Source organism: Pseudomonas sp. GW821-FHT01D09 (assembly GCF_059422465.1).
The window spans coordinates 51,154-69,707 of the sequence record NZ_JBWKWY010000030.1 but is presented as its reverse complement, the minus strand read 5'-3'; the positions used below and the strand labels follow the sequence as shown (position 1 = coordinate 69,707).

Genomic DNA, 18,554 nt, shown 5'->3' with positions numbered 1-18,554 from the left:
CCCCCCCCCCCCCCCCCCCCCCCCCCCCCCCCCCCCCCCCCCCCCCCCCCCCCCCCCCCCCCCCCCCCCCCCCCCCAAGCCCGCTCCCACATTTGCTTTGTGTGATCCGCTGAGCGTGTGTTGCCTTAAATTATCTTCGACCCACATGTAACGATCCCCTCCCCCCGTTCTCTAGTAGGCTAAGTAAGCACAAACGCTTGCTTACTCACCTCACTGCTGGAGAAACACCATGACCACCCGTTCGCTGTCTGCCGCCACCCTCGTCCTGGCCCTGGGCTCTGCCTTGAGCCTGAGCACCCTGAGCACTGTTGCCGGGGCCGATGAAGCCAAAATGGAAAAATGCTTCGGCGTCGCCCTCAAAGGCAAGAACGACTGCGCCGCAGGCGCTGGCACCACCTGTGCGGGCACCTCAAAGACCGACTATCAGGCCAACGCCTGGAGCCTGGTCCCTGAAGGCACCTGCGTGAAGATGGAAAGCAAAACCTCGCCGACCGGCTTTGGCCAACTGGAAGCCTTCAAGGCCAAGTCCTGACGCCCCTGCCTGAGTACTGACGATGACGCTTTCATCCCTGCCTGATGTCGCCCAGGCTCAGGCATTCGGCCTTCCCCGCCGGTCCGGGCTGGGGCTCAAGAGCGAGCACTTTCACGACGTGCTCGCCACCCGACCCGATGTTGGTTTTTTTGAAGTCCACGCCGAAAACTACATGGTGGCCGGCGGGCCTTTTCATCACTACCTGGGGTTGATCCGCGAGCAGTACCCGCTGTCGCTGCACGGCGTCGGCCTGTCCATCGGCGGCGAAGGCCCGCTGAACCAGGCCCACTTGGCGCGCCTGGCGGCACTGGTCGAACGCTATCAACCCCACTCCTTTTCCGAACACCTGGCCTGGTCCAGCCACGGCCCGGTGTTTCTCAACGACCTGCTCCCCCTGGCCTATGACGACGCGGCCCTCAAGCGGGTGTGCGAACACATTGACCAGGTACAAACCACCCTCAAGCGGCGCATGTTGCTGGAGAACCCGTCGACCTACCTGCAGTTCCAGCGCTCCACCCTGGACGAAACCGACTTCATCAGCGAAGTCATCCACCGCACTGGCTGCGGCTTGCTGCTGGACGTGAACAATGTGTATGTGTCCTGCATCAATCATCAGCAGGAGCCGCTGGCCTACCTCGACGCGCTGCCTTTATACGCCGTGGGCGAGATTCATCTAGCAGGCTTTGCCGAAGACGCCGACAACCTCGGTGATCGCCTGCTGATCGATGACCACGGCGCGCCCATCGACAACGCCGTGTGGCAGTTGTATCAGCAAGCCTTGCAACGCACCGGCCCGGTCGCGACGCTGATCGAACGCGACAACAATGTGCCAGCCTTCAGCGTATTGCACGCCGAAGCCCGGCAAGCCGAGCAGCACCTGCTGGCGGCGGCGGTGCGCCCATGAACGTGCTTGGAGAGTTTGCCCAGGCCCTGCTGGCGCCAGACCAGCCATGCCCGGAGGGTTTGTTCAGCCGCAATGGCGCCGATCCCGCCAGTCGTTTTGCGGTGTATCGCAACAACGTCCACAGCACGTTGATCAACGCCCTGGCCGACAGTTATCCCGTGACCCTGCAACTGGTGGGCGATGGCTTTTTCCGCGCCATGGCCGGGCTGTATGTCCAGGCGTATCCGCCCACCAGCCCTGTGCTCAACGAGTACGGCAATGACTTGGCCGACTTTATCCAGGGGTTCGCCCCAGCAGCCAGTGTGCCGTACCTGGCCGACATCGCTCGGCTGGAGCGCTTGCGGATCAACGCCTATCACGCCGCCGATACCCCCGTCGCCGACCCACAGGCCGTCATCAGCCACCTGCAGCAACTGCCTAGCCTGAGCAACGTGCGCCTGCAATTGCATCCATCCGTTGCCACCCTGCAATCGAACTATGCCGTGGTGGCGTTATGGGCCGCGCACCAAACCAGCGACACCGTCGCCAGCCTCGACCCCTGGCATGGGCAAAGTGCGCTGATCTTGCGCAACGGCCTGGAGGTCGAAGTGTTCTGCATCGACAGCGGCTGCGTGACGTTTATCAACAGCCTGCACAACGATTGGCCACTGGAAATAGCGGTGGCGTATGCCCTGGATGCGTCCAGCGAATTCGACCTGCACCAATGCCTGGGGCTGCTGATCAATCACCGCGCTATCACCCATCTCAAGGTACAACCATGAAGACTGCCACCCCGTGCCTGATTGCACGCGTCACTCAACTCTTTGAAAAAATCCCCTACAGCCTGATAGCACTTGTCGCACGTTTTTCCATTGCCGCGGTGTTCTGGAAGTCCGGCCAGACCAAGGTCGAGGGATTGGCCATTGACCTGATAGACGGCACCTTTGAACTGGGCATGCCGCACCTGGCAAGCTCCACCATACCGCTGTTTCAAAGCGAATATCAGGTTCCGTTTTTGCCGGCAGACGTGGCCGCGTACCTGTCCGCGTTCGCCGAGCACTTTTTTCCGGTCCTGATCCTGCTGGGGCTGGCCACGCGTTTTTCAGCCCTGGCGCTGCTGGGCATGACCCTGGTGATCCAGGTGTTTGTCTACCCGGATGCCTACCCGACCCACGGCACCTGGATCGCGCTGCTGCTGGTGTTGATGGCCAAGGGCCCGGGACGGGTATCGATTGATCAGTGGATTGCCCGGCGCTGGCACTAAAGCCGATCCAATGCCTCGCCGTTGCGCTTGAACCAGCCCACCAGGTAATCGGCCAACACTTGGGTACGGCGTGGCAGCCCGCCCTGATAGGGGTGGACCAGGTACATCGGCATGCTGCGGGTCTGATAATCGCGCAGGAGCCAACGCAGCCGGCCGTCAGCCAATTCCATCTGCAACAGATAAGACGGCAGCCGTGCAATACCGGCGCCGACCAGCGCAGCCTTTTTCAGCAGGTTGTAGTGGTTGGAGGCAAAGGTGCCACCCACCCGCACCCGCAGTAACTCATGCTGCTGGTGATACAGCCACTCCTCGCGCCCGCTGTAGTGGCTGTTGAGCAAGCAGCGGTGGCCAACCAGATCAGCGGGCGCCAGCGGTTCACCGTATTGCTCCAGGTAGGCCGGGCTGGCGCAGGTCATTTCATGCCAGGCCAACAGGGGCTTGGCGACCAGGCGCTCATCGTTGGCGACCTCTGAGCGCACCGCCAGGTCAAAACCGTCCCGGGCCAGGTCGCGATAGCGGTTGTTGAGGTCCAACTCGATCTGCACCTGCGGATACTGCCTGGAAAAGTCCAGCAACAGACCGTCGAAAAACGTTTCGCCCAAGGACACCGGAACCGTCATACGCACAGGCCCGGCCAAATCGTCCTTGAGCCGTGCCAATGCCTGTCGGGCGCGCTCGACCTGGATTACCAGCCCCTGGGCCTGGGGCAACAACGCCGCCCCGGCCGCCGTCAAGCTGAGCCGGCGGGTGGTGCGATGCAGCAACACCACCGAATACTGCGCCTCCAATTGGCTAATGCGCTTGGACAACTGGCCCTTGCTGCACCCCAGTTGCTGGGCCGCCAGGGTAAAGCTGCCGGCTTCGATCAACACCGCAAACGCTGCCAGATCCTCCATCTCGCTCATGGATTGTTTCCATTTGAAAACCAAAGGTTGCCTATTAGTGCGCTTATCCGCAGAAAAAACCACTCTAGACTCAAGGCTCACTTGAACCTTTGGAGGAACGACACATGAAAATCCTGTTGATAGGCGCCAGCGGTACTGTGGGCTCGGCGGTCAAGGCCGAGCTGGCCCAGCGCCATGAGGTGATCAGCATTGGCCGCAAGAGCGGCGACTTGCAGGTCGATATCAGCGACAGCGCTTCGATCCGCCAGTTGTTTGCACAAACCGGCACCTTCGATGCCCTGGTGTGCGCCGCCGGTAGCGTCAACTTTGTGCCCCTGGGCGAAATGGACGCCAGCCACTTCGACCTCGGGTTGCAGGACAAACTGATGGGCCAGGTCAACCTGTTGCTGATCGGCCGCGAGTTTGCCAACGATGGTGCGTCGTTCACCTTCACCAGCGGCATTCTCAACCGCGACCCGATCCGCACCGGGGCCTCGGCCGCACTGGTCAATGGCGCCCTGGATGCTTTCGTCAAAGCCGCTGCGATCGAACTGCCACGGGGCCTGCGGATCAACTCGGTCAGCCCCAACGTGCTGGTGGAGGCCATGGGCAGCTATGCCCCTTATTTCCGCGGCTTCAAGCCGGTGCCTGCGGTGGATGTGGCACTGGCCTACGCCAAGAGCGTGGAAGGCTTACAGACCGGGCAGACTTACATCGTAGGCTGATCACTTGAGCAACGACGGCATCATCTCCAGCAACTGATCGCGGGGAATGGAGAACCTCAGGCCCGGGCCGCTGAGCACACCATGGACCGTCGCCGTATTGAGCTGCCGGCCATTGAGGTACAGCGTCATCTGTTTATGCATGGCCGCCTGGGTCAGCGCTTTCGTGCGCTCCCTAGCCTGCGGCGTCAGCGTCACATCGACCTCGATAAACTCGGGTTGGAGGGCGTCGGCTCTTTTCAGGGTCAAGCTCATCTCGGTGAAGTCGGTCTGTGAGGTGTAGAACAGCTTGGCCGGTGCCTCGGCCCAGGCCAAAGGCGCCAGCCAGGCCAGGGCGAACAGGCTCCATCGAATGGTCATGGATTGGCTCCGTTGCAAAACTTAAAAGTTGCACAAGGCTGGCACAACATCCAGGAGAAAAAGCGTCATTCCAGGCTTTATTAAAATGCTGAAACCTATTCGCCCCCCATCACCGGCTTGTGATGCAGCGCCAGCCTGCGTAACGTGGCGACACTTATCAGGAGACCCGATAATGCCTGCCGCCCGTATCCTAGCTCTGTTTGCCCTGCTGCCCTTGTTCGCCGCCTGCCAGGTGTTTGAAAGCGACCCGGCCAAGCCTTCCACCGCGAGCTTGACTCGCATGCAGGGCGAGCTGACTGCCGTCGGTGGCAAATTGCTGTTCCAGCCCTGCCATGACCAGCGCAACTACGTGGTCAACGATAGCGGCGGTACCAGCATCCTCCAGGAAGCGGCGTCCCTGGCCGGCCAGCAAGGGGCCCTGTTCGCCGACCTGCGCGGCAAGTTCTCCGGGGTGGCCAGCGGCACCCAGGGCCAGGTGGAGCTGCAGCAGTTGTACCGCGTCGAACGCTCGGCCTCGGCCTGTGACGACCCGGACTTCAAACGCATGATCCTACGCGCCAACGGCCATAAGCCGGCGTGGGCCCTGAATGTCACCAACAAGGGCATGGTCCTGCAACGCGAGGGCCAGCCACCGTTGCCGGTGCCGTATGTGGAAGAGCAACTGGGTGATGGCCGCTTCAACCTCACCACCGAAGCCAACGGCCAGCAGATCGAGCTGTGGGTCGCGCCCCAGCGCTGCATCGACAGCGTCAGCGGCAGCCTGCAGCATATGAGCGCCGAACTTCGGATCAACGGTCAGGTGCAACGTGGCTGTGCAGCGTTTGGCGGCTCGCGAGACGACTGATTCGGCCCTGCGCTGTTTTAGCATGACGGGAAAGCGCCGTTGGGGCTTATAATCGCCGGTTTGCAAAACCGCCGGCCCTACCAAACGCCGCATATCGGATCCTGTCATGCTACGAATCACCGAACTCAAGCTGCCCATCGACCATCCCGAAGAAGACCTGCGGCCTGCCATCGTGCAGCGCCTGGGCATCGCCAGTGATGATCTGCTCGATTTCACCCTGTTCAAACGCAGCTACGATGCACGCAAGAAGTCGTCGGAGCTGTGCTTCATCTACACCGTCGACCTTGAGGTCAAGGGTGAAGCCGCCCTGCTGCTCAAGTTCGCTGACGACCGCAATATCAATGCCGCGCCCGATGTCAGCTACAAGGTCGTCGGCCAGGCGCCGGCAGACCTGAGCGAGCGGCCGATTGTGGTCGGCTTCGGCCCTTGCGGGATCTTTGCCGGGTTGCTGCTGGCACAGATGGGCTTCAAGCCGATCATCCTCGAGCGCGGCCGCGAAGTGCGCCAGCGCACCAAGGACACCTGGGGCCTGTGGCGCAAAAGCGTACTCAACCCCGAGTCCAACGTGCAGTTCGGCGAGGGCGGCGCCGGGACCTTTTCCGACGGCAAGCTCTACAGCCAGATCAAGGACCCGAAGTTCCACGGGCGCAAGGTCCTGCACGAGTTCGTCAAGGCCGGCGCGCCAGACGAAATCCTCTACGTCAGCAAACCGCATATCGGCACCTTCCGCCTGACCGGCGTGGTGGAAAACATGCGCCAGCAGATCATCGCCCTCGGCGGTGAGGTGCGTTTTGAACAACGGGTCACCGATGTGTTGATCGACGATGGCCAGTTAAATGGCGTGGTGGTCGATGGCGGCGAGCAGATCCTCTCCAGGCACGTGATCCTCGCCCTCGGCCACAGCGCCCGCGACACCTTCCGCATGCTCCACGGCCGTGGCGTGTACATGGAGGCCAAGCCGTTTTCGGTGGGTTTTCGTATCGAGCACCCGCAGTCGCTGATCGACGCCGCACGCCTGGGCAAATATGCCGGGCACCCGAAGCTGGGCGCGGCCGACTACAAGCTGGTGCACCATGCCAAGAACGGCCGTTCGGTGTACAGCTTCTGCATGTGCCCGGGCGGCACGGTGGTGGCGGCCACTTCCGAGCCGAACCGGGTCGTGACCAATGGCATGAGCCAGTACTCGCGTAACGAACGCAACGCCAACTCCGGGATCGTGGTCGGCATCACCCCGGAAGTGGACTACCCGGGCGGCCCGCTGGCCGGGATCGAGTTGCAGGAGCGCCTGGAATCCCACGCGTTCATTCTCGGCGGCAGCAACTACGAAGCCCCGGCGCAACTGGTGGGTGATTTTATCGCCGGCAAGCCGTCCACCGCTATCGGCAGCGTAGAACCTTCCTACAAGCCGGGCGTAGCCCTGGGCGACTTGGCCCTGGCCTTGCCAGACTTCGCCATCGAGGCCATCCGCGAAGCATTGCCGGCCTTTGAGAAACAGATCAAGGGTTACTCGCTGCATGACGCGGTCCTGACCGGGATCGAGACCCGCACCTCGTCGCCGCTGCGGATCACTCGCGATGCGTCGATGCAGAGCTTGAATGTCAAAGGCCTGTTCCCGGCCGGCGAAGGTGCAGGTTATGCCGGTGGGATCCTGTCGGCAGGCGTTGACGGGATTCGGATTGCCGAAGCCGTGGCGCGCAATATCCTCGGCATCGAAGCCTGAGCAAACGCCCCCCACTGCGTGGGCTTGCCCGCGATGGCGATCGATCAGTTAACGCTGATGTTGACTGACAGACCGCCATCGCGGGCAAGCCCGGCTCCCACAGTGATCATCATGTGCCAGACGGTTTAGATATTGGCGCGCAGGACGCTATCCGGCAACGGCTCGCCCCGCTCGACAGTGGCAGCTACCGCGTCAATCAACTCTTCCAGCGCATACCCCTGCCCGACCAGCCACGCATCGTCGTAGTAGGTCGTGGCATAACGCTCGCCCCCATCACACAGAATCGCCACGATAGACCCCGACTCTCCTGCCGCCTGCATCTGCTGCGCAGCGATCAGCGCGCCAATCAGGTTGGTGCCACTGGAACCCCCGACCCGCCGTCCCAAGCGCTGCGCCAGGTAATGCATGGCCGCCAGCGACAAGGCATCCGGCACCTTGACCATCGCATCAATCACCTTGGGCAGGAACGACGCCTCCACCCGTGGCCGGCCGATGCCTTCGATACGTGAACCACAGTCCAGGCGCAAGCTGGCATCACCGCTCTGGTAATACTCGAAGAACACCGAACGCTCAGCGTCGGCACACAACACCCGGGTGCAATGCTGGCGATAGCGCACATAACGCCCCAGGGTCGCCGTGGTCCCGCCGGTGCCCGGGCTGGAAATCAGCCAGCTCGGCTCGGGATGCCGCTCGAAGCGCAACTGCTGGAAGATCGACTCGGCAATATTGTTGTTCGCCCGCCAGTCGGTGGCCCGTTCGGCATAGGTGAACTGGTCCATGAAGTGGCCGCCGCTTTCCTGCGCCAGGCGCTCGGACTCGGCGTAGATCTGCGTGGGATCCTGCACCAGGTGGCTCTTACCGCCGTAAAAAGCGATCTGCGCAATTTTTTCCTGGGACGTGGTGGCTGGCATCACCGCAATGAACGGCAGGCCCAGCAGGCGCGCAAAGTACGCCTCGGAGATCGCCGTCGAACCGCTGGAAGCTTCGATCACTGGCGCTCCGGGCTTGAGCCAACCGTTGCACAGCGCATACAGGAACAGCGAGCGCGCCAGTCGGTGCTTCAGGCTACCGGTGGGGTGGCTCGACTCATCCTTGAAATACAACTCGATCCCCGGCAAACCCGACAATGGCAGCGGGATCAGGTGGGTGTCGGCGCTGCGCTGGAAGTCCGCCTCAATAATGCGGATGGCCTCTCGGGCCCACGGACGATGGTCGCTCATGCTCAAGTTCCATTAAATTTTCAGGCTTGATTTTAGGGTGTTTCCTACACTGCACACAGATACAGTCATGACTCAATTCGATACACAATTGCCAGTCTTTGGCTCAATCCCTATCACGACCCTTTTATATAACAAAAAAGAATATAACTTTTGTTTTAACAACTAACAGTACGGGTTAGGGTACGCCCCTATTGAACTTTGATTGGAGAGCATCCCTTGCCTCTGCGTAGCACGTTTACCCGTTTCTTCCAGCTCGAAGCGGCCAGCGGTCTGTTACTGATCGCTGCAGCCGCCTTGGCCCTGATCATCAACAACTCGCCGCTGTCCTATCTCTACAACAGCTTTCTTGACGTGCCCGTGGCCGTACAAATCGGCGCCCTGCAAATCGCCAAGCCGTCGCTGCTGTGGATCAACGACGGCCTGATGGCCCTGTTTTTCCTGCTGATCGGCCTGGAGGTCAAGCGCGAGTTGCTCGACGGCCACTTGTCCAAGCCTTCTCAGGTCGTGCTGCCAGGCGCCGCAGCCATTGGCGGCATGGTGGTGCCGGCGCTGATCTACTGGGCGCTGAACAAGGATAACCCGGCAGCACTGGGCGGCTGGGCCATCCCGATGGCCACCGATATCGCCTTTGCCCTGGGCGTACTGGCGTTGCTGGGCAAACGCGTGCCGGTGTCGCTGAAGCTGTTCCTGATGACCCTGGCAATCATCGATGACCTGGGCGCCATCATCGTCATCGCGATCTTCTACTCCAGCGAACTGTCCACCGCGTCGCTGGCCGGTGCCGGCGCCTGCCTTGTCGCGCTGATAGCCATGAACCGCCTGGGGGTGGTGAAACTTGGGCCGTATCTGATCATCGGCCTGATCCTGTGGGTCTGCGTACTCAAAAGTGGTGTTCACGCCACCCTGGCCGGCGTGACCCTGGCGTTCTGCATTCCGCTGCGCACCAAAAATGCCGAACCCTCGCCCCTGCTGGGCCTGGAACACGCCCTGCACCCGTGGGTGGCCTACGGCATCCTGCCGCTGTTCGCCTTTGCCAACGCCGGCGTGTCCCTGGCCGGGGTCAACCTGGAAAGCTTCACCCACCATGTGCCAATGGGTATCGCCGCAGGCCTGCTGGTGGGCAAGACGGTCGGCGTGTTTGGCCTGACCTGGCTTGCGGTTAAAACCGGCCTCGCGGCCCTACCGACCGGCGCCAATTGGGGCCAGGTCATGGGCGTGGCCATCCTGTGCGGCATCGGCTTCACCATGAGCCTGTTTGTCGGCTCGCTGGCGTTCGTACCGGGCAGTAGCGAATACGCCGGGATGGACCGGATGGGCATTCTCACCGGCTCGATCCTCGCGGCATTGATTGGTTATGCAGTGACGGCGATGGCCAGTCGTAAGCAGGTGACGGTCAACGCGTAACGCATCCGTGAGGGCAGGCTTATCCTGCCCTCACCCATTCTTTCAGCCTCTTCTCCCCTCGCTCACAGCACCTTCCTACATTCTTTCTCCTGCACCTCCCATAAGGTCGCACACCCGTCTTCAAGAACGGATGTCACGGCCAGGAGGGCATGATGGCCAACAACAAGGACAGACCCCAGGTCTGGCGTTCCTATGGAACCGGTACCGGTGGCTATCGCCGCCTGGAACCTATGAGCGACCGCGAACTGGCAGCCCGCGAGACTCGCTAGCAACCCTACAACGCAATGCTCGCACGCCAGCAGGCGTATGAAGCAAAGCTTCAGCCAGCGCCAGAACCAACGCCGGCCCCTGTCGTCGGGTGCGTTTTCGCCAAGTCCTGCCACTTCGCCATCATCAGCTATAACACCCCGTCTGGTTAAATTCCCCTGGATCGCCTCGCAGACTATGGCGAACATGCAGTGCTGGGCGGCCGTGAAACAGATGCAACAGGCCGACTTCCTCTCAAGAAGATCAGCGCCAGTGCATTGCCTGCCGGGCTTGGCTCGCTGGCACTGGGGGGCTCGACCATTACCGGCGCGGCTGCAGCCACCGGGACTGTTGCAACAGGTCTCATGCTGGGCCTGGTCGCCCTACTCTGGCCCTCGACACTGGGCGACAGCGCGCTCTATAGCGATGAACAATTGCGCACCCTGCCCCGTGCCCGCACCCGCGTACGCCTGAATATCGAACAACAGGCCGACGGTAGCCTGAAGGGCTATGCCTTCTACACGGGAAAGAATCGTGATTGGGAAATGGTCGATGTCGTACAGTTTCAACCACAGGGCACGCAACACGTAGCGGATTTGGGCGACGGCGTCGAACTGATCTGGACACCTGCGGTTGACCCTACAGATACCCTTGGCATACCCGCACTGGAAGCTGCGCCAGCCACGCCTCACCTATGGGTGTATCCGCCGACGGAAACAGCCGCCAATATCATCGTCGACCCGATTTATCCGCCGGAGTACAAGGATTTTATTCTGGTGTTCCCCAGTGAGTCAGGGGTAAAACCGCTCTATATCGTGGTGAGCTGGAAGTACGAAGATGCGCCGTACCACGGAAAAAAAGGCAACTCCGTTAAAAGCAAAAGACCAACCAACGGTTTAGCTGCACTAAACGACTCTATACAAGTGAAACCTACAGAACCGCGCAGAGTAGGCATCGACCCACAAACGAAGGAGTTTGTGGTCATAGATCGCACCGCAGATGAGCTTTATCACGGTCATGTGAGGTCCTGGGAAGAGCTTCATCAAGACATGAAAAACGCGCTGATAAAAGCAGGTAAAACCAACCGCAAAGGAAAAATTCTCGGAGCAAAAAAATGAACATGCACTATCACGACCCGGATATGAGTCATGAGGAAGTAGTAAACAGTCTTGCCGCTGGAGACGAATGTAAGGTAGCAACTGCACTGATTTCTATAGGGCTTAATGAAAAAAATGGCGTCTGGGCTCAAGAGATCTGTTTAAGGCATATGAGTCATGACAACCAAACGATTGCTTCAGCAGCCATAGTCGCTATAGGTCATATCGCGCGTCGATTCAGAGCACTGGACACAGCTAAGGTATCTACTGCAATGCAATATGCTGTGCAAAAACACCCATCACTGAGCGGTGTAATCAGTAGCGCGCAAGATGACATCGAAATGTTCACCTGAGCGCCCCCCCCAACCAGTTACTCAATCTGAGAGACGTCCCCTCACCGGCGTCCCATTAACGAGTAACAAGATGGAGTCCATCGTTTATCACCACATGCATCGGTAGTAAGCCTGGAGGTGGATTTGAACCGTTAATAATCAAATCCATCTCCACGAAAATCCAAAAGAAGAAAAAGATTCGCACCATGAGATATCTGATTGAAGCCTTCGATAAGATTACTGACCTCCAGGCGTTTGTAGTCGTGCTACCTCATGGGTGTGAGGACAAGTTGAAAACCATAATGCAATGGTCCGACGAGCAGTATGGCTGGGAGGGTTACAACCTTACGCCCACCCAACTGGCAGCTATCGAATCTTTGGCAGGCAGAACAATAGGGACCCCCTGTTCATTTTTTCCAACTCACCTGCAATATCTGACTAGAGAACCAGAAGCTGAAAAGGGTCTTAACAAACATTATGTTTTATCTATCAATTACCGGTTTTTACCCGGACCAGAAGCAAGATGGTTCGTTGCAGCACCAATTCGACATAGAAGGGGATCAGCTTAACCAAGACGTCGCTCAACTCACCGAATCAAAACCCCTTGAGGAGTTGCAACCCGGAGAGTTGGAACTAACAAAAAGCCAAGTCGCCCAGCTATCCACGCTGCTGAACATTAACTTGAGAAACGACTTGGAGTACTTCATCGGCCTACGAACCCGGCCATGAACGCTAATAAAAAACCCCGCCCAGTCACCCGGTCGGGGTTTTGCTTTTGCCGCCTGCCCCTCTTAACGGGTAACGCGGCTGGTCCCATCAACGGTCATGATGCGAACCCGGTCACCAATGCGGAAAATCTCGTTTTCCTGCACCGCCTGGACGTAGGCGCGCATGCTGCCGTCGTCTTCGCGCACGGTGATTTCCACACCCTGGGTGCGGGTCAGGCCTTCTTCGGTGGCCGAGCCCAACAGGCCACCGGCCACGGCGCCGATGACGGCGGTTACAATGCTGCCGCGACCGCCACCGATGGCGCTACCGCCAACACCACCGATGACTGCGCCTGCTGCGCCGCCGATTGGGGTCTTGGTGCCTTCGATCTTGACCGGACGCAGGGATTCGATGGTGCCCATGCGAACGCTCTGCACACGACGCGCTTCGTCACGGGAGTACGAGTCGCCGGTCAGGCTGGAGGCACAGCCACCCAGCAGCAACGACATCGTGGTAAAGCAGGCAACCAGCAGAACAGACTTACGCATAGCATCAACTCCAAAGGACATCACTTTATTAGACTCCGCTGCTTGACGCCTGTCACGGCAAGGCCCGCAGAAAATTGCTTTCATTCAGCCCCAGTACAGACAGGCTGTACCACAAAAACCGACAAACGGTAGCACCTGCACCCAGACAAGGAATTTCATGGACTACTTCATCATTGTAGCGACCACTGCAGCCGGCCTGTATTTCCACTGGTGGCTGTACCGGCGGATCCAGCGCTGGGTAGACCGCGACCTGGCGCTGTCCCTGGCGGGAGACGACCAGCGCAAGCGCAACTTTATGCTGCAACAGTTGGAACGCGCCAAGGCAGAGCAGGTCAAGCGTAAGGATTTGCCACAGTGGCTGCAGGATGCAGCACGGCAATACACGCCAGAAACCCCGAAGTAGAGGCCTGGGCAACACTCAAGGCCATAAAGATCCAGGGTGGGATTACAGGTGTTTTAGCTCTCAGGGTGCCAGTCGCTCACGGGTCCAGTCGGCCCCCTGCAGACGATAGTTCAAGCGGTCATGCAAACGGCTCGCCCGGCCCTGCCAGAACTCGATGCGTTCCGGCAGCAGGCGATAGCCTCCCCAGTGTTCCGGGCAATCCGGCTGGGTTTCGCTGAAACGCTGTTCAGTCAGCGTGAGCAAGTCCTGCAATTGCTGGCGATCACGGATCACCTGGCTTTGCGGGGAAGCCCAGGCACCAATGCGGCTGCCCAGGGGGCGTACCTGATAATAGGCGTCCGACTCTGCGGGCGTGACCTTCACCACCCGCCCCTCAATGCGCACCTGGCGCTCCAGGGTCGGCCAGAAGAAGGTCATGGCAGCAAAAGGCCGTGCCGCCAGTTGCTGGCCCTTGGCGCTCTGGTAATTGGTAAAGAAGGTAAAACCTTGTGCATCCAGCCCCTTGAGCAGCAGGACACGGCAGTGAGGCCGGCCCTCCTGGTCCACGGTCGCCAGGGTCATGGCATTGGCCTCCACCGGCGGTTGCTCGGTCTTGACCGCATCGCTGAACCACTGGTGGAACAAGGCAAACGGCTCATCTGGGGCCTGGGCCTCGCTCAAACCGTCCCGTGTGTAGTCACGGCGCATATCAGCCAGTGCCTGGGTCATGCGGTTTTATCCTTCTTGCTCAACTGCTCAGTTTTTCGCCTGGTCGTTCGCCGCTACTTTTTTCGCAGGCGTTGCAGCCGGCTTTTTCGCAGCCGGCTTGGCCGCAGCTTTTTTCGCGGCTGGCTTGGCGGCGGCCTTCTTGGCCGGTGCTTTCTTGGCGGCAACGGCTTTCTTGGCGACCGGCGCGGGGGCAACCACGTCCTGTACCGCGACCAGTTCAGGCTTCGGCGGATTTGGCGAGTTGTACTTGCTCAGCAGTGCCAGCATGGTGGTGCGCTGGGTGAACATGATTTCCATGCGACGGTTCAGGGCGCGGCCCTGGGTGCTGTCGTTGGCGGCGCGGGGCATCAGGTCACCCATGCCACGCAACATCAGGCGGTCCTGCTTCAGGCCGCTGAGGCTGAAGATCGAAGCAATGGACTGGGCACGCTCCTTGGTCAGCGGCTGGTTCTGCACGGTGTCGATATGGCCCAGGATCAGCACGGCGGTCTTCGGATCCTTTTCAACAGCCTTGGCGACACGGGTGAACGGGCCCAGGGTCACGGGCAGCAACATCGCCGGGCGCTTCGGGTTGTAGGAGCCGTCGACCGGGGCAATCACCACCAGTACGTTGTCGCGACGCTCCAGTTGCAGGTTGCTGTCCTTGATCGCCGCGCGCAGGCGCGGCTCGTAGTCGTCCAGCCAGGCCTGGGTGATTTTCGGGTCTGGCATGGGGACGTTGGTCACATCGACTTTGCTCAGGGGTTTTGGCTTGCTTTCAAACGGCCACCACCACTTGGTGTCGCTTTCAGCCTTGGCCACGACCGGCGGCGCAGCGGGAGCAGGCGTTGCCGCCTTCAGATCGGCCTTGAGGTCGGCCTTGGCGTCAGTTGCCTTGGCATCGGCCTTGGCATCGGCCTTGGCGGTAACGTCCTTGGCCGCCGCCTTGTCGGGCCAGAATGACCACCAAGGCTCGCCAGACGCATCATTTTGTGGGGTTTGTGCACAACCAGTAAGAGTGAGGCAGAGCGCCAGTGCCAAGGACTTGTTCGATAACATGAGATATCCACAAAATGAGAAAAAACAGGAGTCTTGATGACTCGTTAAACAGACGCTTCAAGAAGATTTAAGTAACAACATTTTGCCAGCGCCTTTTGTAGGTGCCTTTTTAACAAAAAAACGCCAGACCGCAAGCTATTTACAGACAACCGGCCAATATTCTTACCAACTTTTGCGCGCGCGGGTCCATAAGTACATACGGCCCCAGTGTATTGGTCACGAAACCAAAGGCTACATCATATTCTGGATCGGCAAAGCCCACGGAGCCCCCAGCCCCAGGATGCCCAAATGCACGTGGGCCAAGGCCGAACGTCGCATTGGGCACGCCTGGCTGGTCCAACATACAACCCAGGCCAAAACGGGTTTGCGTCAATAAGGTTTTATCCGGCCCGATACTGTGCTCACGGGTCAGTTGTTCAAGCATATCGGCTTCCAACAAACTTCCGTCCAATAAACCACTATAAAACCCGGCCAAACTGCGCGCATTGCCATGCCCGTTTGCCGCAGGCTGCTGCATACGACGCCACTCGGGTTTATTAGTGCTGGTTAGTATAGAAGGCGGATTGGTAAACGCCCGGGTGGTCATTGCCGCAGGTTCGCGCAGGGTGACCTGCAACAGCCGTTGGGCAGCCTCATCGCCCATATTGCCTTTGCTCCGGGCAATGTGGGCGACGCGATAAAACTCTTCGTCCGCCAACCCGACATGAAAATCCAGGCCCAGCGGGCGGGCAACCCGGGCCACAATCGACTCCCCCGGCCCACGCCCATCGGCGCGGCGCAGCAGCTCACCGACCAGCCAGCCATAGGTAATGGCGGCGTAGCCATGGCCTTCGCCGGGTGTCCACCAGGGCGCTTCGGCGGCCAGGGCGGCCGTCATCAACGGCCAGTCATACAGGGCTTCGGCGGGTAATATTTCACGCAGCGCGGGCAGCCCGGCCTTATGGCACAGCAGTTGGCGCAGGGTGATGTTGTCCTTACCTGCCGCCGCGAACTGCGGCCAATCGTTGGCAACCGGGGCGTCCAGCTGCAACTTGCCTTCGGCAACCAGTTGCAGGGCGGTGACGGCGGTGAATGTCTTGGTGCAGGAGAACAGGTTGGCGATGGTATCGCTGTGCCAGGCCTGGGCACCGTCCTTGTCGGCAGTGCCGGCCCACAGATCGAGGACGGTTTCGCCGCCAACCTGCACACACAGCGCCGCGCCGCGCTCCTGAGGGTCGTCAAACAGTGCGGCGAAGGCTTCACGCACTGCTTCAAATTGAAGCTCGTAATGACCCTGAATCTGCACCGGCATCCCCCTCGAAAAAGACCTACTTAAAGTGGCGCCCATTGTTCCAGTCATTACTGGGTTTGGGAACCCGTGGCAGCCTGGGTGACCTTGGCCTTTTCGGCTTCCCGGGCCAATTGCTGGATCGTCGCCAGGTTGCTCTTGCGCACACTGTCGACAAACCCCTGGAACGGCACATCGGTGATCCCCACCAGGCCGAAATGGCCATTTTCACCGTCCAGCAAACGACCACTTACCGGCTGATCGAGGTACTGGAACCAGTGCACGCCGACAATCGACGGTTCGGCCATGGCTTGCTTGAGGAAATTCGCGTAAGCCGTGCCCCGCGCCTCTTCCCTGGCCAATGGCGTGACACCGCCCCAGAACGGGCCACGGTCGGCCGAGCCAAAGTTGAACTCGCTGATCAACACCGGCTTGTCCAACGCGCGCAGGGCGGCGAAGTCATAACCGTCCTGGGGCTTGAGGGTGTACATATTGAAGCTCAGTACATCGCAATACTGGGCGCAGGACGCCACCGCCTCCGGGGTGCTGACCGCATAGCGGCCGCCCAGCAGCAACTGGTTGGGCGCATGCCATTTCAGCGCATCGGAGATGGTCTTGAAGTAGGCGTCGGCGAAAGTCTTCTGGAAGTATTGGAAGTCGGCCTCGATTTCCGGGTGCTCGGGGCTGGGCATCGGCGGCTCAAAGCCTGGATCTTCCATCAACTCCCAGCCAGCCAGGTGGATCCCCCAAGCTTTGGACAGGCCCTCTTCGTTGCGGTATTTGTCACGCAGTTGCTTGAGGAATGCGCGCTTGGCCGGCACATCGGTGGTCATGCGCAGGGTGCCGTAGGCCAGGGCATAGCGGGATTTCGCATCGTCACCTGGGCCGGCCCACGCCAGCTCGTTATCGGCAAAGAAGCCGATCAACCAAGGGTCATCGCGATGGTCACGGGTGGCAATCGCCACTGCCCGCTCGGTGGCCATGGCAAAGCGCGGGTCGAAGGGATCGGGCATGCCGCCCCACCAGTCGATGCCAGTGCTGATACTGGTGTAATCACCAATGATCGACAGGGGCAAGGTGTAAGGCATGCGCTCAGCGTCCCCCAGTTGCGGGGCGCTCCAGTTGCCGACCGTGTTGAAGCCCCAGGCTTGCAGGCGATCGAGGGTGTGGCCGACCCAGCGCTTCTGGTCAAAGCCTTCGGTGCCGTAGGTACGCTGCAGGTTGGCGCCGTAGAAATCGTACCAGCGGCCCGCATCAAAACCGCGCCCAAGGCCGGCACCATTGCCGCTACGGTTATCACCCTTGCCGTAATACGTGGCGAAGGGCTCACCGGCCTTGGGCAATGCGCCAAACATCCACTCGCGGCCAGCCACATAGGTCTGGCTGCTGTCCGCCGCCACGGTGTTGACACCCAGGGAATAGAACGGATGCCCTTGCGGCGTCACCAGATACCAGCGCCCATCGCGCTTTTCGGTGCGGAAGAAACCGCTGGCGTCAAAGGCCGGGCCCTTGGTCCAGCCGCCGAACGTGTCCAGGGCACCCTTGTCCCGTTCCGCCAGCCAGCCCTTGAGCTGTTGCTGTTCCTTGGCGGCAGCGGCTTTCAACTGCTCGTCGCTGCTGACTTTTTCCGGCCAGCGCGCGCGGGTGGACTGCCCATAGGCATCCACCAGTTCACTGTAGGCGGCCTTGAGCACCGGTTCGCTGTCCTGCACGCCAAAGCGCTCCAGCAGGATGCTTTGCGGCGCAGTGGGCTTGAGCATCGACAGGGTGACCGAGACCACCTGGCTGCGATCGATTTCCCCAGCACTGGCGGCCAGCATCACACGCTGCCCGTCCACGGTGATCGGCATCGGCGGCCCGGCCTTCATGCCCTGGCTCAAGGGCGAATTGGCTTGCAGCGGCACCAGCAGGGTTTGCGCAGGCCCCGCCGGCAGATCGATACGGCTGACCAAAGTCTTGCCGTCGCTGCTCTGCACCTTGACGTACAACGTCAGCGCCCAGTCCATCGCGCTCTGGATACGCAGGCTCATGGCACTCGATTGCGACCAGTCCCACACACCGTTCTGTGGGCTGAGCACCAGGCTCGGCTCCGCCGCCGGGTTAAAGGTGATGCGGCGCAGCACCTCGCCTTCGGGGGTCTGCTCGGCGTTGTATTGCGGCAGGCTGGCGTCCTGGGTCGCCACCTTGACCACATCGGCCGGCCGGACAAAGTTGAACAGTGTCTGTTGCCCCGCCGGCGCGGCCAGCAATGGCGCGGCGAACAACAGGGCAAAAAGAGCAGGCAGCGTGCGGATCATACGAACAAGGTTCTCCCAATCGGCCGGTGAATGGCCTGATGACTTGATATGAGGTAGACCACGAAGTGGGTGAATTC

General features: G+C 60.4%; 19 protein-coding genes and 2 pseudogenes. 13 read left to right on the top strand and 8 right to left on the bottom strand.

Annotated elements, in window-relative coordinates; all coding sequences use genetic code 11:
- The first annotated feature begins 229 nt into the window (after nt 1–229).
- Genes AC07W7_RS21840 through AC07W7_RS21825 form a run of 4 tightly spaced genes read left to right on the top strand, consistent with a single transcriptional unit; the run spans nt 230 to nt 2,679 of the window.
- Nucleotides 230–532, top strand: a complete 303-nt coding sequence (locus AC07W7_RS21840; protein ID WP_076964804.1) for a BufA1 family periplasmic bufferin-type metallophore — start codon at nt 230–232, stop codon at nt 530–532.
- A gap of 22 nt (nt 533–554) precedes the next feature.
- The gene (gene bufB, locus AC07W7_RS21835) at nt 555–1,436 is read left to right on the top strand and encodes an MNIO family bufferin maturase (RefSeq protein WP_495040091.1); all 882 of its coding nucleotides are present in this window, start codon (nt 555–557) and stop codon (nt 1,434–1,436) included.
- A complete protein-coding gene (locus AC07W7_RS21830) occupies nt 1,433–2,197 on the top strand; it encodes an HvfC/BufC family peptide modification chaperone (protein ID WP_495040090.1) in 765 nt (254 codons plus the stop codon). The genes bufB and AC07W7_RS21830 overlap by 4 nt, the downstream gene beginning before the upstream one ends.
- Nucleotides 2,194–2,679 (top strand): DoxX family protein, encoded by a 486-nt coding sequence (locus AC07W7_RS21825; RefSeq protein ID WP_495040089.1) that lies wholly within the window; start codon nt 2,194–2,196, stop codon nt 2,677–2,679. The genes AC07W7_RS21830 and AC07W7_RS21825 overlap by 4 nt, the downstream gene beginning before the upstream one ends.
- Here the strand turns inward: AC07W7_RS21825 and AC07W7_RS21820 are convergent.
- Entirely contained in the window at nt 2,676–3,584 is a 909-nt protein-coding gene (locus AC07W7_RS21820) for a LysR family transcriptional regulator (RefSeq protein ID WP_076964800.1), read from the bottom strand. The genes AC07W7_RS21825 and AC07W7_RS21820 overlap by 4 nt on opposite strands.
- A gap of 104 nt (nt 3,585–3,688) precedes the next feature.
- Here AC07W7_RS21820 and AC07W7_RS21815 point away from each other — a divergent pair, with 104 nt between their 5' ends.
- Nucleotides 3,689–4,288: a short chain dehydrogenase gene (locus tag AC07W7_RS21815; RefSeq protein ID WP_169900317.1), complete on the top strand. Its 600-nt coding sequence runs from the start codon at nt 3,689–3,691 to the stop codon at nt 4,286–4,288.
- Here AC07W7_RS21815 and AC07W7_RS21810 read toward each other — a convergent pair whose 3' ends face one another.
- The gene (locus AC07W7_RS21810) at nt 4,289–4,645 is read right to left on the bottom strand and encodes a hypothetical protein (RefSeq protein ID WP_495040088.1); all 357 of its coding nucleotides are present in this window, start codon (nt 4,643–4,645) and stop codon (nt 4,289–4,291) included.
- Nucleotides 4,646–4,817: 172 nt separating this feature from the next.
- Between AC07W7_RS21810 and AC07W7_RS21805 the strand changes: the two genes are divergently transcribed.
- Nucleotides 4,818–5,489: a COG3650 family protein gene (locus AC07W7_RS21805; RefSeq protein ID WP_076964797.1), complete on the top strand. Its 672-nt coding sequence runs from the start codon at nt 4,818–4,820 to the stop codon at nt 5,487–5,489.
- A 106-nt stretch (nt 5,490–5,595) separates the two neighbouring features.
- The gene (locus AC07W7_RS21800; RefSeq protein WP_099167866.1) at nt 5,596–7,209 is read left to right on the top strand and encodes an NAD(P)/FAD-dependent oxidoreductase; all 1,614 of its coding nucleotides are present in this window, start codon (nt 5,596–5,598) and stop codon (nt 7,207–7,209) included.
- 125 nt (nt 7,210–7,334) lie between these two features.
- On the opposite strand, the gene AC07W7_RS21795 is transcribed toward AC07W7_RS21800, so the two are convergent.
- Nucleotides 7,335–8,429, bottom strand: coding sequence for a PLP-dependent cysteine synthase family protein (locus tag AC07W7_RS21795; RefSeq protein WP_099167865.1), 1,095 nt, complete (start codon nt 8,427–8,429; stop codon nt 7,335–7,337).
- Between the two features lie 216 nt (nt 8,430–8,645).
- On the opposite strand from AC07W7_RS21795, the gene nhaA reads away from it, so the two are divergent.
- From nhaA to AC07W7_RS21770, 5 genes and pseudogenes are all read left to right on the top strand, one after another.
- On the top strand, nt 8,646–9,833 hold the full coding sequence (gene nhaA, locus AC07W7_RS21790; RefSeq protein ID WP_076964794.1) for a Na+/H+ antiporter NhaA: 1,188 nt from the start codon (nt 8,646–8,648) through the stop codon (nt 9,831–9,833).
- Between the two features lie 284 nt (nt 9,834–10,117).
- Nucleotides 10,118–11,197 (top strand): annotated as a pseudogene (locus tag AC07W7_RS21785) (S-type pyocin domain-containing protein).
- Nucleotides 11,194–11,529, top strand: coding sequence for a hypothetical protein (locus AC07W7_RS21780; protein ID WP_076964792.1), 336 nt, complete (start codon nt 11,194–11,196; stop codon nt 11,527–11,529). The pseudogene AC07W7_RS21785 and the gene AC07W7_RS21780 overlap by 4 nt, the downstream one beginning before the upstream one ends.
- Nucleotides 11,530–11,714: 185 nt before the next feature.
- On the top strand, nt 11,715–12,077 hold the full coding sequence (locus AC07W7_RS21775) for a DUF7683 domain-containing protein (protein ID WP_236361895.1): 363 nt from the start codon (nt 11,715–11,717) through the stop codon (nt 12,075–12,077).
- Nucleotides 11,986–12,237 carry a pyocin S6 family toxin immunity protein gene (locus tag AC07W7_RS21770; RefSeq protein WP_076964791.1) on the top strand — a complete coding sequence of 84 codons (252 nt, stop codon included), beginning with the start codon at nt 11,986–11,988 and terminating at the stop codon, nt 12,235–12,237. The genes AC07W7_RS21775 and AC07W7_RS21770 overlap by 92 nt, the downstream gene beginning before the upstream one ends.
- A gap of 62 nt (nt 12,238–12,299) precedes the next feature.
- On the opposite strand, the gene AC07W7_RS21765 is transcribed toward AC07W7_RS21770, so the two are convergent.
- Nucleotides 12,300–12,764, bottom strand: a complete 465-nt coding sequence (locus tag AC07W7_RS21765; RefSeq protein WP_029297142.1) for an outer membrane lipoprotein — start codon at nt 12,762–12,764, stop codon at nt 12,300–12,302.
- Nucleotides 12,765–12,921: 157 nt separating this feature from the next.
- Between AC07W7_RS21765 and AC07W7_RS21760 the strand changes: the two genes are divergently transcribed.
- On the top strand, nt 12,922–13,167 hold the full coding sequence (locus AC07W7_RS21760; protein WP_495040087.1) for a hypothetical protein: 246 nt from the start codon (nt 12,922–12,924) through the stop codon (nt 13,165–13,167).
- Nucleotides 13,168–13,227: 60 nt separating this feature from the next.
- Here AC07W7_RS21760 and pdxH read toward each other — a convergent pair whose 3' ends face one another.
- The 4 genes and pseudogenes from pdxH to AC07W7_RS21740 all read right to left on the bottom strand — a co-directional run.
- Entirely contained in the window at nt 13,228–13,875 is a 648-nt protein-coding gene (gene pdxH / locus AC07W7_RS21755; protein WP_076964789.1) for a pyridoxamine 5'-phosphate oxidase, read from the bottom strand.
- Nucleotides 13,876–13,902: 27 nt separating this feature from the next.
- On the bottom strand, nt 13,903–14,913 hold the full coding sequence (locus AC07W7_RS21750; protein ID WP_495040086.1) for an OmpA family protein: 1,011 nt from the start codon (nt 14,911–14,913) through the stop codon (nt 13,903–13,905).
- 139 nt (nt 14,914–15,052) lie between these two features.
- A complete protein-coding gene (locus AC07W7_RS21745) occupies nt 15,053–16,198 on the bottom strand; it encodes a serine hydrolase domain-containing protein (RefSeq protein WP_495040092.1) in 1,146 nt (381 codons plus the stop codon).
- A 65-nt stretch (nt 16,199–16,263) separates the two neighbouring features.
- Nucleotides 16,264–18,477 (bottom strand): annotated as a pseudogene (locus AC07W7_RS21740) (beta-galactosidase); the annotation flags it as partial.
- Nucleotides 18,478–18,554: the final 77 nt, after the last annotated feature.

What these genes read in the sequence shown, in the direction of transcription:
- AC07W7_RS21840 (WP_076964804.1), top strand. Translation starts at nt 230, where the DNA reads ATGACCACCCGTTCGCTGTCTGCCGCCACCCTCGTCCTGGCCCTGGGC.
- bufB (WP_495040091.1), top strand. Translation starts at nt 555, where the DNA reads ATGACGCTTTCATCCCTGCCTGATGTCGCCCAGGCTCAGGCATTCGGC.
- AC07W7_RS21830 (WP_495040090.1), top strand. Translation starts at nt 1,433, where the DNA reads ATGAACGTGCTTGGAGAGTTTGCCCAGGCCCTGCTGGCGCCAGACCAG.
- AC07W7_RS21825 (WP_495040089.1), top strand. Translation starts at nt 2,194, where the DNA reads ATGAAGACTGCCACCCCGTGCCTGATTGCACGCGTCACTCAACTCTTT.
- AC07W7_RS21820 (WP_076964800.1), bottom strand. Translation starts at nt 3,584, where the DNA reads ATGAGCGAGATGGAGGATCTGGCAGCGTTTGCGGTGTTGATCGAAGCC.
- AC07W7_RS21815 (WP_169900317.1), top strand. Translation starts at nt 3,689, where the DNA reads ATGAAAATCCTGTTGATAGGCGCCAGCGGTACTGTGGGCTCGGCGGTC.
- AC07W7_RS21810 (WP_495040088.1), bottom strand. Translation starts at nt 4,645, where the DNA reads ATGACCATTCGATGGAGCCTGTTCGCCCTGGCCTGGCTGGCGCCTTTG.
- AC07W7_RS21805 (WP_076964797.1), top strand. Translation starts at nt 4,818, where the DNA reads ATGCCTGCCGCCCGTATCCTAGCTCTGTTTGCCCTGCTGCCCTTGTTC.
- AC07W7_RS21800 (WP_099167866.1), top strand. Translation starts at nt 5,596, where the DNA reads ATGCTACGAATCACCGAACTCAAGCTGCCCATCGACCATCCCGAAGAA.
- AC07W7_RS21795 (WP_099167865.1), bottom strand. Translation starts at nt 8,429, where the DNA reads ATGAGCGACCATCGTCCGTGGGCCCGAGAGGCCATCCGCATTATTGAG.
- AC07W7_RS21780 (WP_076964792.1), top strand. Translation starts at nt 11,194, where the DNA reads ATGAACATGCACTATCACGACCCGGATATGAGTCATGAGGAAGTAGTA.
- AC07W7_RS21775 (WP_236361895.1), top strand. Translation starts at nt 11,715, where the DNA reads ATGAGATATCTGATTGAAGCCTTCGATAAGATTACTGACCTCCAGGCG.
- AC07W7_RS21770 (WP_076964791.1), top strand. Translation starts at nt 11,986, where the DNA reads ATGTTTTATCTATCAATTACCGGTTTTTACCCGGACCAGAAGCAAGAT.
- AC07W7_RS21765 (WP_029297142.1), bottom strand. Translation starts at nt 12,764, where the DNA reads ATGCGTAAGTCTGTTCTGCTGGTTGCCTGCTTTACCACGATGTCGTTG.
- AC07W7_RS21760 (WP_495040087.1), top strand. Translation starts at nt 12,922, where the DNA reads ATGGACTACTTCATCATTGTAGCGACCACTGCAGCCGGCCTGTATTTC.
- pdxH (WP_076964789.1), bottom strand. Translation starts at nt 13,875, where the DNA reads ATGACCCAGGCACTGGCTGATATGCGCCGTGACTACACACGGGACGGT.
- AC07W7_RS21750 (WP_495040086.1), bottom strand. Translation starts at nt 14,913, where the DNA reads ATGTTATCGAACAAGTCCTTGGCACTGGCGCTCTGCCTCACTCTTACT.